This is a genomic window from Bacillus sp. FSL K6-0972 (genome assembly GCF_037976035.1).
GTDB classification, from domain to species: domain Bacteria; phylum Bacillota; class Bacilli; order Bacillales; family Bacillaceae; genus Bacillus; species Bacillus haynesii.
This window is the reverse complement of record NZ_CP150260.1, coordinates 4,182,886-4,195,745: the sequence shown is the minus strand read 5'-3', so window position 1 is coordinate 4,195,745 and position 12,860 is coordinate 4,182,886. Positions and strand designations below refer to the sequence as shown.

11 protein-coding genes and 1 riboswitch are annotated in these 12,860 nt (G+C 45.3%); of the genes, 7 read left to right on the top strand and 4 right to left on the bottom strand.

Going from position 1 to position 12,860, the window contains the following annotated elements:
* Positions 1-12 precede the first annotated feature (12 nt).
* Positions 13-2,253: a glycosyltransferase family 39 protein gene (locus MKX80_RS21325; RefSeq protein WP_268342916.1), complete on the bottom strand. Its 2,241-nt coding sequence runs from the start codon at positions 2,251-2,253 to the stop codon at positions 13-15.
* 144 nt (positions 2,254-2,397) lie between these two features.
* Entirely contained in the window at positions 2,398-3,528 is a 1,131-nt protein-coding gene (locus MKX80_RS21320; protein WP_268298803.1) for a 5-methyltetrahydropteroyltriglutamate--homocysteine S-methyltransferase, read from the bottom strand.
* A 73-nt stretch (positions 3,529-3,601) separates the two neighbouring features.
* Positions 3,602-3,711: riboswitch (SAM riboswitch) on the bottom strand.
* Between the two features lie 319 nt (positions 3,712-4,030).
* Here MKX80_RS21320 and MKX80_RS21315 point away from each other — a divergent pair.
* Positions 4,031-4,714, top strand: a complete 684-nt coding sequence (locus MKX80_RS21315; protein WP_154996194.1) for a DUF3298 and DUF4163 domain-containing protein — start codon at positions 4,031-4,033, stop codon at positions 4,712-4,714.
* A 99-nt stretch (positions 4,715-4,813) separates the two neighbouring features.
* Here the strand turns inward: MKX80_RS21315 and MKX80_RS21310 are convergent, their stop codons facing one another.
* Together MKX80_RS21310 and MKX80_RS21305 are read right to left on the bottom strand one after the other, a co-directional pair.
* Positions 4,814-5,344 (bottom strand): chorismate pyruvate-lyase family protein, encoded by a 531-nt coding sequence (locus MKX80_RS21310; RefSeq protein ID WP_154996192.1) that lies wholly within the window; start codon positions 5,342-5,344, stop codon positions 4,814-4,816.
* Between the two features lie 196 nt (positions 5,345-5,540).
* Complete coding sequence (locus MKX80_RS21305) at positions 5,541-6,515, bottom strand: LacI family DNA-binding transcriptional regulator (RefSeq protein ID WP_154996190.1); 975 nt, start codon at positions 6,513-6,515, stop codon at positions 5,541-5,543.
* 234 nt (positions 6,516-6,749) lie between these two features.
* Between MKX80_RS21305 and MKX80_RS21300 the strand changes: the two genes are divergently transcribed.
* From MKX80_RS21300 to MKX80_RS21275, 6 genes are all read left to right on the top strand, one after another.
* A complete protein-coding gene (locus MKX80_RS21300) occupies positions 6,750-8,048 on the top strand; it encodes a sugar ABC transporter substrate-binding protein (RefSeq protein WP_268342917.1) in 1,299 nt (432 codons plus the stop codon).
* A gap of 11 nt (positions 8,049-8,059) precedes the next feature.
* Positions 8,060-8,998, top strand: coding sequence for a sugar ABC transporter permease (locus tag MKX80_RS21295; protein ID WP_268342918.1), 939 nt, complete (start codon positions 8,060-8,062; stop codon positions 8,996-8,998).
* Positions 8,995-9,843 (top strand): carbohydrate ABC transporter permease, encoded by an 849-nt coding sequence (locus MKX80_RS21290; protein ID WP_154996183.1) that lies wholly within the window; start codon positions 8,995-8,997, stop codon positions 9,841-9,843. The genes MKX80_RS21295 and MKX80_RS21290 overlap by 4 nt, the downstream gene beginning before the upstream one ends.
* A 34-nt stretch (positions 9,844-9,877) precedes the next feature.
* Entirely contained in the window at positions 9,878-11,113 is a 1,236-nt protein-coding gene (locus MKX80_RS21285) for an MFS transporter (protein WP_182069783.1), read from the top strand.
* Positions 11,114-11,127: 14 nt separating this feature from the next.
* Positions 11,128-12,606 (top strand): glycoside hydrolase family 32 protein, encoded by a 1,479-nt coding sequence (locus MKX80_RS21280; protein WP_182069785.1) that lies wholly within the window; start codon positions 11,128-11,130, stop codon positions 12,604-12,606.
* Between the two features lie 61 nt (positions 12,607-12,667).
* The gene (locus MKX80_RS21275; protein ID WP_268352467.1) at positions 12,668-12,829 is read left to right on the top strand and encodes a PfkB family carbohydrate kinase; all 162 of its coding nucleotides are present in this window, start codon (positions 12,668-12,670) and stop codon (positions 12,827-12,829) included.
* Positions 12,830-12,860 lie beyond the last annotated feature (31 nt).

Here is a 12,860-nt window from a genome sequence, read left to right as displayed (position 1 = left end):
ACTTTCCTTTCATCAATCAAGCTCCACTTTATAAAGCGTCTGATTTCCGCCAGGTCCGCCTGACTGGGAATCGTTATCTGAAGAAGAGCTGCTGTATTCGCTTTTTGAAATTTCTTTTCCGTTTTCTTTAATCCAGTTGGTGATTTCTGAATTGTCCTGACCTCGGCCGTCGCCGATCATGAAGTACTTGACTTCTCCGTTTTTGACGAGCTTCTCAAGTTTTTCAACCGTTAAAATCGGGTCGCTTCCAGAGAATCCGCCCATCGCCATCACAGCTTTGCCTGTTTTGATGATGTAAGATTGAGCAGACGTTGCGCTGGAGACTGCAAATAAATATTTTTCACCAGTGTTGTTTTTTTCAAGGTAGCTCAACAGTTCTTCATCGACTGACTCGCCGCTTCCAGGGCTGCCGCCGCTTGGTCCGCCTTGTTGACGACCGTTTGCCCCTTCGTCATTCTGCTTTTGGCTGTTTTGTCCGGAACCGGTATCTGCTGAAGAATCGTTGCTGTTTGAACCAGGACCGAAGCCAGGTCCATTATGGTTGTTTTGATCACTGTCTGTTTGGCCGTCTTGGCTGTTAAATCCGGGAGGTCCGCCGCCGTTGTTATTCTGCATCTTACCGCTACCGCCGCCAAATGATTGTGCGGATTTAGGTCCGGCCTGTGGAATCATGCCGTTTACACCGTCAGCAAGCGTCGCCGTTGTCCAGTAGAAAGGTCCGATCAGCATGCCGAGCAGCGCTGCAAGTGATACATAGTAGCTGAATGACTTTCCTTTCTTGAGAAAGATGAGAAGACAGCTTGTGACAATGCCGAAAGCGCCGATCAGTATGCTCCAGATGATGCCGATTTTGCTGAAATAAGGACTCAAAATAATGTACAATTCAAATGCGGTTGTCAGCAAAATTCCGATCGGCAGAAGCTGTTTTTTCCAGCGGCTTTCTTCCTGATAGAGGCGAACGAGCGCCGTCCAGCCTGCACCTGACAAAGCGGCAATCGGTGCTGCCAGCATAATCAGATAGTAATGATGGAAGAATCCTGCGACACTGAAGAATGCAGCGACCGGCAGAAGCCACATCATCCAGAAAATCGTTTCAGTCGTTGTTTCATTGAATTTTCTTTGCCTGCGAAGGCCCGTGATCAGCAAACCGATGATGCCGAAGAGTACAAACGGGATCAACCAGCTTGCCTGTCCGGAAAGCTCAGATTGGAATAGTCTGAGAGGGCCCGGGTTTCCTGTGCCAAACATGCCGCTCGTGCCGCCACCGGGACCGCCGCCGCCGCTTTGGACATCACCCTGCTGGCCGTCCGGTCCGCCTGAAGGCATCTCGCCCCCGTTTGGCGGAGCCATTTGTCTATTTGCCGAGTCTGAGTTGGTTTCGGTATCGCCGCTTTGCTGTTGCGGCGTTTCCTCCTGCTGGGTCTTTTGATCTTGATCAGATGAGGAGGTTCCGCCCCCGTCTGCACCGTTTTGCCCTGTGAGACGCTGGATGCCGTTGTAGCCAAACGCCAGCTCAAGGACAGAGTTGGTCTGGCTGCTTCCGATATAAGGGCGCGAACTCTCCGGCTGGCTGTCGACGACAACTGCCCAGGAAACGGAAACGCCTGCCAGAACGATCATGGCTGTGATAAGGGACACAATTTTTTTGCGAATCGTCGTTTTTGCTGCAATCATGTAAAACAGCAGGAATGCCGGTAATACCATGTAAGCTTGCAGCATTTTGACGTTAAAGCCGACACCGACCATACAGAATGCGCCGAGCAGCCAGCCGATTTTTCCTTTGCGGACTGCTTTGAACAACATCCAGGTTGCAATCATCAAGCAAAGAACGAGAATGCTGTCGACGTTGTTTGTATGGCTGACCGCAACGGCAATCGGCGTACACGCCATAATAAGAGCTGAAATTCTGGCCGCCGTTTTGCCAAAGGTAGGTTTTACAATGAAGTACAAGAGTGCTACGGAAATCACTTCGGCAATGGCTTCAGGGAGAACGACGCTCCAGCCGTGCACGCCGAACACAAGTGCAAAGAGTGTTTGAATCCAGAGTGCGACAGGCGGTTTATCAACTGTTACAAAGCCTGCCGGATCAAATGATGCGTAAAAGAAGTTATGAAAGCTTTGGGTCATACTTTCAACGGCCGCCGTATAGTAGGCGTTGTCTGTGTCATTATTCCAGATGCCGTACAAGTTTAAAGCTGCTGATAATACAAGAATGAAGACCAGGAATATATCGATTTTCCTTTTCTTAATCATTGTTCGATCACCTCACTAAAGAGCATTATAGAAGCCAAATATGATCAAACTATGAACAAATCAAGAAGGAATTTTAAATTGTATAGAGGGGCAAAAAAAAGAGACATGCCGTCAAAAGCATGTCTCAAAATATGAGGTGAGGTGTTATTTCCATACATCTTCTGCGATCTCGACGACATGACGCAGTTTTTCCCATTGCTGCTCTTCTGTCAGGAGATTGCCTTCTTCTGTGGAGGCAAAGCCGCACTGCGGGCTCAAGCACAACTGGTTCAGGTCGACGAAGCGGGAAGCCTCTTCTATGCGCCGCTTAATGGCATCCGGGTTTTCAAGCTCTCCGAATTTGGATGTGATGAGACCGAGGACGATCTGCAAGTCTTTCCGTTTGACATAGCGAAGCGGTTCGAAGCCGCCGGAGCGCTCATCATCAAATTCAAGGAAAAGTCCGTCTAAGTTTAGTCCGTCAAAGATCGTTTCTGCAGCTGCGTCGTAGCCGCCTTCTGCCACCCATGTCGACTTGAAGTTGCCGCGGCAAATATGCATCGTCACCGTCAAATCGTCGGGACGTCCTGCAATTGCTTCATTGATTGTATTGGCAAAGGACTCGCGGAGCTCATCCGCTTCACGCCCGAAGGCTTTGATCTGCTCTTGTCCTTTTTCTGAGAAAAATACGGACCAGGCCGTGTCATCCAGCTGCAAATAGCGGCAGCCAGCATCGTAAAATGCGCGGATCGCTTTTTTGTATGCCTGCGCCACATCGTGATGGAACTCATCCAGATTTTCGTACGGACTTTCTCCAAGCTTTCCTCTGAAAAACAGCATATTCGGGCTCGGAATCGTCATTTTCGGCGTATGTGTTCCCGCAACTTGATGAAGAAATTTATAATCTTCCAGCATCGGATGGTTTGTAAAATCGACTTTGCTTGTTACTTTAATGCCGCGCGGCTTCGTTTCAACATTATGAAATTGAATGCCCTTGTCCGCTGTATATCCTTCTACGCCGTCAAGTCCTTCAAGAAAATCGAAATGCCACCATGACCTGCGGAATTCCCCGTCTGTGACGGCTTTAAGACCAATTTCTTTTTGCTTTTCGACAATGCGCTTAATCTCTTCGTTTTCGACTTCGCGCAGTTGTTCAGCGCTAATTTCGCCGTTCGCTTTTTGGAGGCGCGCTTTTTTTACAGGCTCAGACCTTAAAAGGCTTCCCACCTGATCAGCTCTGTACGGTCCAATTTTTCTTCCTGGCGTTTGCTTCAGTACATCGGTTGATTGTGTCATGCTTCATCCCTCTTTCTTTATAGACATAAAAAAGCTCTTCCCGATAAGGAAGAGCTTGATATATTCAATCTCCTCCTTATCTTCAAGAGCACGAACATGCTCTTAAGGATTTAGCACCATTCTGTCATAGACAGCGGTTGCCGGGTTTCACAGGGCCAGTCCCTCCACCACTCTTGATAAGGAAAACCTTTTTATGCGATTTTTTAATAGTTTTAATATTAATACTTTTTATAAAAATGTCAATGGGTTTAAAAAAACTCTTTGGTTTTTTCATTTTCTTCATCTGCTGTTAAACCGGAGGGCGTATCGAATCAATGTGTGAATTTTTCGTCAAGACAGCCGTTCAAACAGTCAACAAGGTGTTGAACGAACAGGTTGAATTAGAATATTTTTCAATTTTTATTTCCAAAAACAGAAACTTTTTATCGAGTTCACCGGTCTATCATGTGTACCTGATTTCAAAATGGGTATTATAAAAAATGACAGATTAAGGAGGGTTCTTATGAACAAAAAAACAGTGTTTAAAGCGTTCGGAATGTTGATGACAGGGGTATTGTTTTTTGCGCTATACAGTGCGGCCGCACTTCCTTCTGCACACGCGGCAAATGAAAAAAAACCGACGGTCACGAGCCATACGTACAAAAACATTAAGGCTTTGAAATACCCGCAGGTTTCAAATGTAAGCACCAAATCTCTCCAAAACAAGATCAACAAAGATTTTAAACATTATATTGAGCAGTCCTACAAAGATTATGTGAAAAACAAGAAAGACGGCCAACAGCACGGATATCAAACGGATTACCAAACGTCCTTTGAAGTGAAATACCGGACCGGCCAAAAGCTGAGCATCCTGACAAGCAATTATGTCTACTCCGGCGGAGCGCACGGAAATACGGCAGTCCGCTCTTTCAACTATGATCTTGTCTCTAAAAAACGGGTGTATTTAACCGACATCTTAAATACAAAATCGAAAATGGATAAGACAAAAACATACATTTACAACTATATCCAAAAACACCGCGACATTTTCTTCCCGGATGTGAAGAAGAAAGACATCGTCCTCGGTAAAAACACGGCTTTCTATTATACAAAAGACGGCATTGCGATCGTCTTCCAGCAATACGATGTAGCCCCTTATGCCGCCGGAAATCCGGTCGTTGCCGTTCCGAAAACGGTGTATCAATAAATAACAGCCCCTGTTTCGGCAGGGGTTTTTGTTTTGAGAGAAGAAGGAATGAGGAGGTTTTGGAAGCTCTTTCATAAAGCGGCGGCTGACGGGCTTGATTCAGCCCGCAGTCCGTTCGCAGATTTTTTCTAAATCGAACAGCTCGCAGACATAGAACATGCACTGCTGGCCGCTGATGATCTGGTACTTTTTAAAAGCATATGTCCGGTCTGCCAAAACAGGTACAAGTTGTGTGAAATGTTTTCCCAGGCAGTCGCCCGTGCTGAAAATTTCACGCCTTGACTCCAGTTCTGCAATGATTTTCCCGATGGGAAGCCTTTCTTCCTGCAAATCTTGTTTGATGGCGGGCGGCAGTAAGTTTGTTTTGACATAGACATAATTATAAGATAAATAATCATCGCCTGTTTTCAAAGAGGAGGTTCTAAACAAGATCTCATCATCGCGTTGAAACAGCCTCGCTTCTTCAGGTGACAGCTTGTCATAATCAATATTATTTTGCTGAAAAACTTCGATTTCGGCTTTGCCGCCGATCAGCGTTTCAATCGCTTTGGTTGTTGAACCATCGGTTTTGGTTAACATGTCCTTTACAAGAGAAACAAGAGTTTCAGGAATAAAATGGCTTACGTTCAATTAAAGGCACCTCCGCGCAAAAATTAGAATTTTTTGAAAACTTGTCTTTAAATTTATCATGAGGAGGTAAGTTTGTCTAGAAATATAAGTTAAATTTTAGGTGAGTAATGTAAATTTTATCTTTTTTATAATTGGATAGATCAGGATATGTATGGAAAAAGGAGACGTCAATGTCTCCTTTTTTTGTCCCATTATTTTAAGTTGTCTCTCCTTCTAAAAGCTGTACGGGCAAATAGGTTTCCAGCGGCAAATCATCGAATTCGCCTTCAATGGCTTTGGACAAAATCTCGATGGCTGTCTTGGAAATGAGTTCGATCGGCTGCTGGATGGTTGTCAATTCCGGAAGGATGGACTGAGCCGCTTCCGTTCCGTCGTAGCCGATCACCTTTAATTGCCCGGGAATGTCTTTTCTGCGTTTTTTTGCTTCGGTGATGACTGTAGCGGCCATGAGGTCATCACTGGCAAAAATGCCGTCAGCTGCAGGCTGTTCATCAAACAGTTTTGAAATGATTTCCCGGTAATTTTGATGAAAGGGAACTTCATATGTAATCGGCTGTCTGCCGTGTTGTCGCATCACATCTTCATATGCTTTTCTTCTAAGATTTGCCGGAGTTTTCAGCTCAATTGGTCCGTTGATATGGATGATGTGCCGGCAGCCTTTTGCAATTAACAGTTCTGTCGCTTTTCTTCCCCCGTCATAGTTATCGGAGCCGATGACGGGAATCGTTTCCGATAAATAATGGTCGATGGCGACAATCGGCAGGTTTTGCCGATGATAATCTAAAATTCCCCTGTTGTAAGTCACGGCGATGACGCCGTCCACTTGATTTCGCATCAGCATTTCCAAGTATTTTTCTTCTTTGTCTTTGCGGTTTAAGCTGTTGCAAAGCAGTAATTTGTAGCCCATGGCAGCGCAGATGCTCTCAATATGAAAGGCCAGTTCGCCGAAAAACGGGTTGCTGGAGTTAGGGATGATGAGCCCTATTAAATGAGTTCGTTTACGAAATAAAGAGCGGGCCAAATCGTTTGGAAAGTAATTGATTTCTTCCATCGCTTTATAGACTTTTTCTTTTGTTTTTTCACTAATATAGCCGCGGTTATTTAATACCCGCGATACGGTTGTTGGTGAAACTCCCGCTTTTTTTGCAACGTCGTGAATGCTAGGCTTCATTCCCTTTTCCCCCTGCTATTTTTACTGAAATGGCTTACAATTCTCGTCACGCACTTATTTTAGAGAATCGGGCCGATATGTGCAAGAAAATGCCATGATTCTGAGAAATGTACCGGGATGAATAATTCGGGAAAAAATATGTCAACCGGTTGACATATGAAACCGGTTGACATACAATTCACTTGAAAGCGCTTTTATTTGTTGATTTATGAAAAATGGGGGGAAGTGACAAAGATGAAAAGGTTGCTCTTCGGAATTTTTTCGTGGCTGCTGATGTTTGCGATGTGGGGCTGCAGCAATAGCAAAAGTGCAAATAGCCAAGATGGGAAAACGCTTACGATATGGGTGCACGTATCTGATGATAGTGAAGAAGGAAAGGTCTATCAAAAGCGGGTGGACGCTTTTAATAAAAAGTATGCCTCTGAAAACGTCGAGGCCAAAATTGATTTCATCCCCAGAAGCGGAAACGGTGGTGGATATGAAGACAAAGTGAACGCGGCACTGACAACGAATACCCTGCCGGATGTGATCACTTTGGACGGACCGAACACGGCGGCTTATGCGAAATCCGGCGTTATTGCGCCATTGGATGAGTATATCAAAGACCAGGATGATTTATTGCCGAGCATTAAGCAACAGGGAACCTACCAGGGGAAACTGTATGCGATCGGTGTCAGCGAATCATCGGTCGGTATTTACTATAACAAAAAAATGCTGAAGGACGCCGGCGTTGACTTGAAAACGCTGCCAACGGTTGAGAATCCATGGACGTGGGACGAATTCCTTGAGCTTTGCAAAAAGCTGAAAAATAAATATGACAAACCGGCCATCGATATGCAGTTGCAGTCAAAAGACGAAATGCTGACCTATGCGCTTTTGCCATTTGTTTGGTCGGCTGGCGGCGATGTCCTTTCAAAAGATGGCAAGAAAGCGGAGGGTGTTTTTAACGACAAACTGACCGTTGAAGCGATGACATTTATTCAAACAATGCTGAAAGAGGGTTATACGACCCGGACTCCAGTTAAGCAGGCGTTTGAAACGGAAAAATATCCGATGAAAATGAGCGGTGTCTGGACGGTAACCGACATGGAAACAAATTTTCCTAATGTCGATTATGGTGTGATGCCGTATCCTGTTTCGCCAAAAACAAAAAAACTTGTGTCCCCTTCAGGAAGCTGGCAGTTCGCCATGACACAGACGTCTGAAAACAAGGAATGGGCGGCAAAATTGGTCGATTGGATGACAAACAAAGAATCCAACCTGGAATTGAGCCGTTCGATCGCCGCGCTGCCTGTGCGCTATTCATCAGAGAAAGTGCTGGCAAAAGAATTCTCAGATGAAATGAATGTCTTCTTGCAGCAGCTGAAAGAAACGGGGCATGCACGACCGGTGACACCGGCATATCCACAGGTGACACGCGCATTTCAGCAAGCGATCGATGACATCAGCTTCTTTGATCAGCATCAGGATATTCAACCGGTGCTGGATACGCGTGCAAAAGAAATGCAATCAGCCATCGATAAGGCAAACTAGAAGGTGGAGCCATGAATAAAATTCCGTTGAAAGAAGCAAGGACGGCCTTTCCGCTGAAAAAAATCCCTGCCAATAAAATAGGGTGGCGGGACAATGTGCTGGCCTATACATTTTTAGGTCCGGCCGTGCTGATTTTGTCAGTGTTTCTCGTGATTCCTTCGATTATGGCGGTTTACTACGCATTTACAGATTATTATTTGTTAACACCTGACCTGCGCAAGTTTGTCGGTTTTGACAACTTTATCAAATTGTTCAAAGACCCTATTTTCTTAAAAAGTTTGAGCAACACATTGAAATTTGTTGTCCTTGTGATTCCATTACAGATCGGGGCCGCTCTCGGGCTGGCCCTTCTGTTGAATAAAAAGCGCAAGGCCAATACGTTTTTCAAAGTCGCATACTTTAGCCCCGTCGTCATGTCGCTTGTTGTCATCTCCGTTTTGTGGCTGTACTTGCTGAATCCGAATGAAGGAATGATAAATAACGTACTGACGCATGTCGGTTTACCGCCACAGCCGTTTTTGACAAGTCCTAATCAGGCGATCTTTACAATTGTTTTCGTTTCAGTCTGGCAGGGAGCCGGATTTCAGATGCTGATTTTTTTAGCGGGCCTGCAAAACATTCCCGGAGATGTCTACGAGGCGGCGCAATTGGATGGTATGAATAAATGGCAGCGGTTTATTTATATTACATTGCCTTTGTTGAAACCGACGTCGGTTTTTATCTTTATTACGACGCTGATCAGTGCGTTTAAGCTCCTCGTGCAGCCAATGGTCATGACCCAGGGGGGACCGGTCAATTCAACGATGACAGTTGTCTATTATATTTATCAAACGGGATTTACCGATCGGATGGTCGGCTATGCAAGTTCAATTGCGCTCTTGTTTGGCACGATGATTGGATTGGTGACGCTTGCGCAGCGCAAGTTGGTGAAGGAGGATGAAGGCGGATGAGAAGGAAATTCGGACCTTTAACGATACTGGAATATATATGCCTTGTTTTGCTGGCGGCTCTGTTTATATTTCCGCTGATTTGGATGGTCGCTTCATCGATGAAACCGGAAGCCGATATTTACAACAATATCAGCAGCATTAAAGCGTTTCTTCCGTCTTTTCATCCGTCGGAATGGTTTCAATCCTACAGGGAAGTGCTGTCACGGTTTGATTTACTAATGTATATCGGTAACAGTCTGTTTTACGGTTTGTGTGTGGCAGCGGGAGCGGTCATTATCAACGGAATGGCGGGCTTTGCATTCGCCAAGCTGCAATTCACAGGTAAAAAAGTGCTGTTTACCATATTGCTGGCGCTTTTAATCGTGCCGATGGAAACGATTTTAATCTCGCAGTTTACAATTGTTCATAAGCTCGGATTTGTTGATACGCGCCTTGCCGTGATTTTGCCGGCGCTTGCCGGGGCTTTCAATATTTATTTGTTCCGAAACTTTTTCATGGCGATCCCGGGGGAGATGATTGAGTCGGCCAAGCTGGACGGAGCAAATACATGGCAGATTTTCTGGCGGGTGATGCTGCCGATGTCCAAACCGGCTGTTGCTACGGTGGGGACATTGGCTTTTATCGGCAGCTGGAATGACTATATTTGGCCGCTGATGGTTTTGACGGATAAGTCGAAATTTCCGATCCAGGTGGCGATTACAGCCATCAACAGCACCGAGCCGGTTTATACGAACCAGGTGATGGCTGTCTTGACGATTTCCACGATTCCGCTGATTCTGATCTACATTGTAGCCCAACGCTACATTTTAGATGGCCTGGGCGGTTCAGGGACAGGCATCAAATAGATACATCCAAATCGGGTTAAAGGAGCAAATGAAAATGAAGAGCTCAAACAGTCTGTATTGGAAACTAAGCGCTTATTTTTTCTTTTTCTTTTTTACTTGGTCTTCCAGCTATTCTTTATTTGCGATTTGGTTAGGGCAAGAAATCAATTTGAACGGGTCTGCGACGGGCATTATCTTTTCTGTAAACGCTATCTTTACTTTGTGCATGCAGCCTTTGTATGGTTTTATCTCCGATAAGCTCGGGCTGAAGAAAAACATATTATTTATGATCAGTTTGCTTCTCGTATTTACGGGTCCCTTTTATATTTTCGTCTACGGACCGCTTTTGCAATACAACGTCTTTCTTGGGGCTATCGTCGGGGGAATGTATTTGGGAACTGCATTTCTCGCCGGAATCGGCGCGATTGAAACCTTCATTGAAAAAGTAAGCCGCAAATATCAATTTGAATATGGAAGAACAAGGATGTGGGGGTCCCTCGGCTGGGCTGCGGCGACATTTTTTGCAGGTCAGCTGTTCAATATCGACCCGAATATCAACTTCTGGGTTGCGTCCGTTTCAGCAGTCATATTGGTGGCCATTATTGTTTCCGTAAAAATTGAGATGACAGATGATGAGAAGGAAAGAGCAGACTCGGTTGGATTAAAAGACGTCGGAGGGCTGTTTCTCTTAAAAGATTTCTGGTTTTTGATGTTGTACGTGATTGGCGTAACTTGCGTATACGGCGTCTATGACCAGCAGTTCCCGCTTTACTACGCTTCCTTATTTCCGACTCCGGCCTTGGGGAACCAAATATTTGGATACCTTAACTCGTTCCAAGTATTTGTTGAAGCGGGCATGATGTTTCTTGCGCCTTTCATCGTCAATAAGCTTGGTCCTAAAAAAAGTTTGATTTTAGCGGGGCTGTTAATGGCTTTCCGCATTATCGGCTCCGGACTTGTCAGCGGACCGGTCGGAATTTCATCGATGAAACTCATTCATGCTTTAGAATTGCCGATTATGCTGATTGCGGTGTTTAAATATTTGGCGACTAATTTTGATAATCGTCTTTCATCCGTACTTTATCTTGTCGGCTTTCAATTCGCATCCCAGGTAGGTACGTCGATTTTTTCGCCGCTTGCGGGAGGTTTATACGACAGCATCGGATTTCGCCAGACTTATCTCATCATGGGAGCAATGGTTCTTTGTTTCAACATTATTTCGATTTTTACCTTGCTAGACTCAAAGAAAGACGTTGAATTTGTTCAAAGTCTACAAAGTAAGCATATATAGAGAGGATGTCACAGATGAATAAAATTCAGCAGGCAGAAGAAGCATTGAAGAAAGCCGGGAAAAAAGTGAATCACCGATACCGAATGGGCTATCACATAATGCCCCGGGCAAACTGGATCAATGATCCAAATGGACTTATTCAATATAAAGGGGAGTATCATGTCTTTTACCAACATCATCCGTATGATGAGAATTGGGGGCCGATGCATTGGGGCCATTTGAAGAGCAGGGATCTCATTCACTGGGAGCACTTGCCGATCGCTTTAGCGCCTGGCGAGGCATTTGATGAGAGCGGCTGCTTCTCAGGAAGCGCAGTCGAATATAACGGCGACCTCGCTTTAATCTATACAGGGCATAATATGATAGATGAAGAGAAAGACGATTTCTACCAAAATCAGAATATAGCAGTCAGCAAAGACGGTATCGCCTTTGAAAAACTGAAAGAAAACCCCGTCATCGCAGAGCCGCCGGAAGACAGCGCACGCCACTTTCGCGATCCGAAAGTATGGAGGCATCGTGAGACCTGGTATATGGTGGTCGGAAACGCCTCAAAAGAAAATGTCGGGCGGGTCATTTTATACCGTTCGTCTAACTTTGTAGATTGGGAATATGCAGGCGTCCTCGCCCAAAGTGACGGAAATCTCGGCTTTATGTGGGAATGTCCGGATTTCTTTGAATTAGACGGCAAACACGTTTTGCTGATTTCCCCTCAGGGTATAGAGGCGGATGGTGATTCATATCAAAATCTGTATCAAACAGGCTATTTGATTGGAGACTATGATGAAGAAACAAATGAGTTTGTCCATGGCTCCTTTACAGAGTTGGACCATGGCCATGACTTTTACGCCGTGCAAACTTTGTTGGATGACAAAGGGCGCAGAATTGCGATCGGCTGGATGGATATGTGGGAGTCAGAGATGCCGACGAAAGCGGACGGATGGTGCGGGGCTTTAACTTTGCCGCGTGAATTGAAGTTGAAGGATGATCACAAAATTTTAATGAATCCCGTCGAGGAGACTCAATTACTTCGTGAATCGGAACATCATGAATGTGATAATCAATCGATTTCCGGCAGCTATTTGATAAAGACAGCCGAAAAGCTTCTTGAAGTGATGGCCGTTTTTGATTTGACAATTTGCAGTGCCGAAACGGTTGGCTTAAAGATTCGGGGGATTGAACAGGAAGAGACAATCATCCAGTACAGCTTGGTTGATCAAAAGCTGACGCTCGACTGTTCAAAGTCCGGCAAAGCGCGGGACGGTGTGAGAAAGGTACGGCTTGAAGCAGAGGAGAAGCTCACTTTGCATCTGTTTCTCGACAGATCGTCTATTGAAGTATTTGCGAACCATGGTGAAGCGACAATGACCAGCCGCATATATCCGAAAGAAGGAAGAGCGGGGATTGAGCTGTTTTCTGAGAAAGGCAATGTACGGGTTGAAGAGTTCACTTACTGGAAGTTGAAAGATATTTGGAAAGGCGATGAAGCTAAATGAGAAGAATATTATGAATCGGTGAGACGTTAATCGACTTTATACCGGTCCAAAAGAAACCGTCTTGCAACATGTCACGGGCTTTGAGCGCGTAGCCGGAGGAGCGCCTATGAATGCCGCGATTGCTGCCGCAACATACGGTGCCCGTGCGGTAATGCTGACGAAGGTTGACAACGATCATTGCAAACGGCATATGCTGAATCTAATTTCGGCAAAGCACAGATAAAGATTGATTGGCAAAAAAGCGGCTGTCGTGT

Coding starts and splice junctions, on each gene's coding strand:
- MKX80_RS21325 (WP_268342916.1), bottom strand. CDS start 2,253: ATGATTAAGAAAAGGAAAATCGATATATTCCTGGTCTTCATTCTTGTA.
- MKX80_RS21320 (WP_268298803.1), bottom strand. CDS start 3,528: ATGACACAATCAACCGATGTACTGAAGCAAACGCCAGGAAGAAAAATT.
- MKX80_RS21315 (WP_154996194.1), top strand. CDS start 4,031: ATGAACAAAAAAACAGTGTTTAAAGCGTTCGGAATGTTGATGACAGGG.
- MKX80_RS21305 (WP_154996190.1), bottom strand. CDS start 6,515: ATGAAGCCTAGCATTCACGACGTTGCAAAAAAAGCGGGAGTTTCACCA.
- MKX80_RS21300 (WP_268342917.1), top strand. CDS start 6,750: ATGAAAAGGTTGCTCTTCGGAATTTTTTCGTGGCTGCTGATGTTTGCG.
- MKX80_RS21295 (WP_268342918.1), top strand. CDS start 8,060: ATGAATAAAATTCCGTTGAAAGAAGCAAGGACGGCCTTTCCGCTGAAA.
- MKX80_RS21290 (WP_154996183.1), top strand. CDS start 8,995: ATGAGAAGGAAATTCGGACCTTTAACGATACTGGAATATATATGCCTT.
- MKX80_RS21285 (WP_182069783.1), top strand. CDS start 9,878: ATGAAGAGCTCAAACAGTCTGTATTGGAAACTAAGCGCTTATTTTTTC.
- MKX80_RS21280 (WP_182069785.1), top strand. CDS start 11,128: ATGAATAAAATTCAGCAGGCAGAAGAAGCATTGAAGAAAGCCGGGAAA.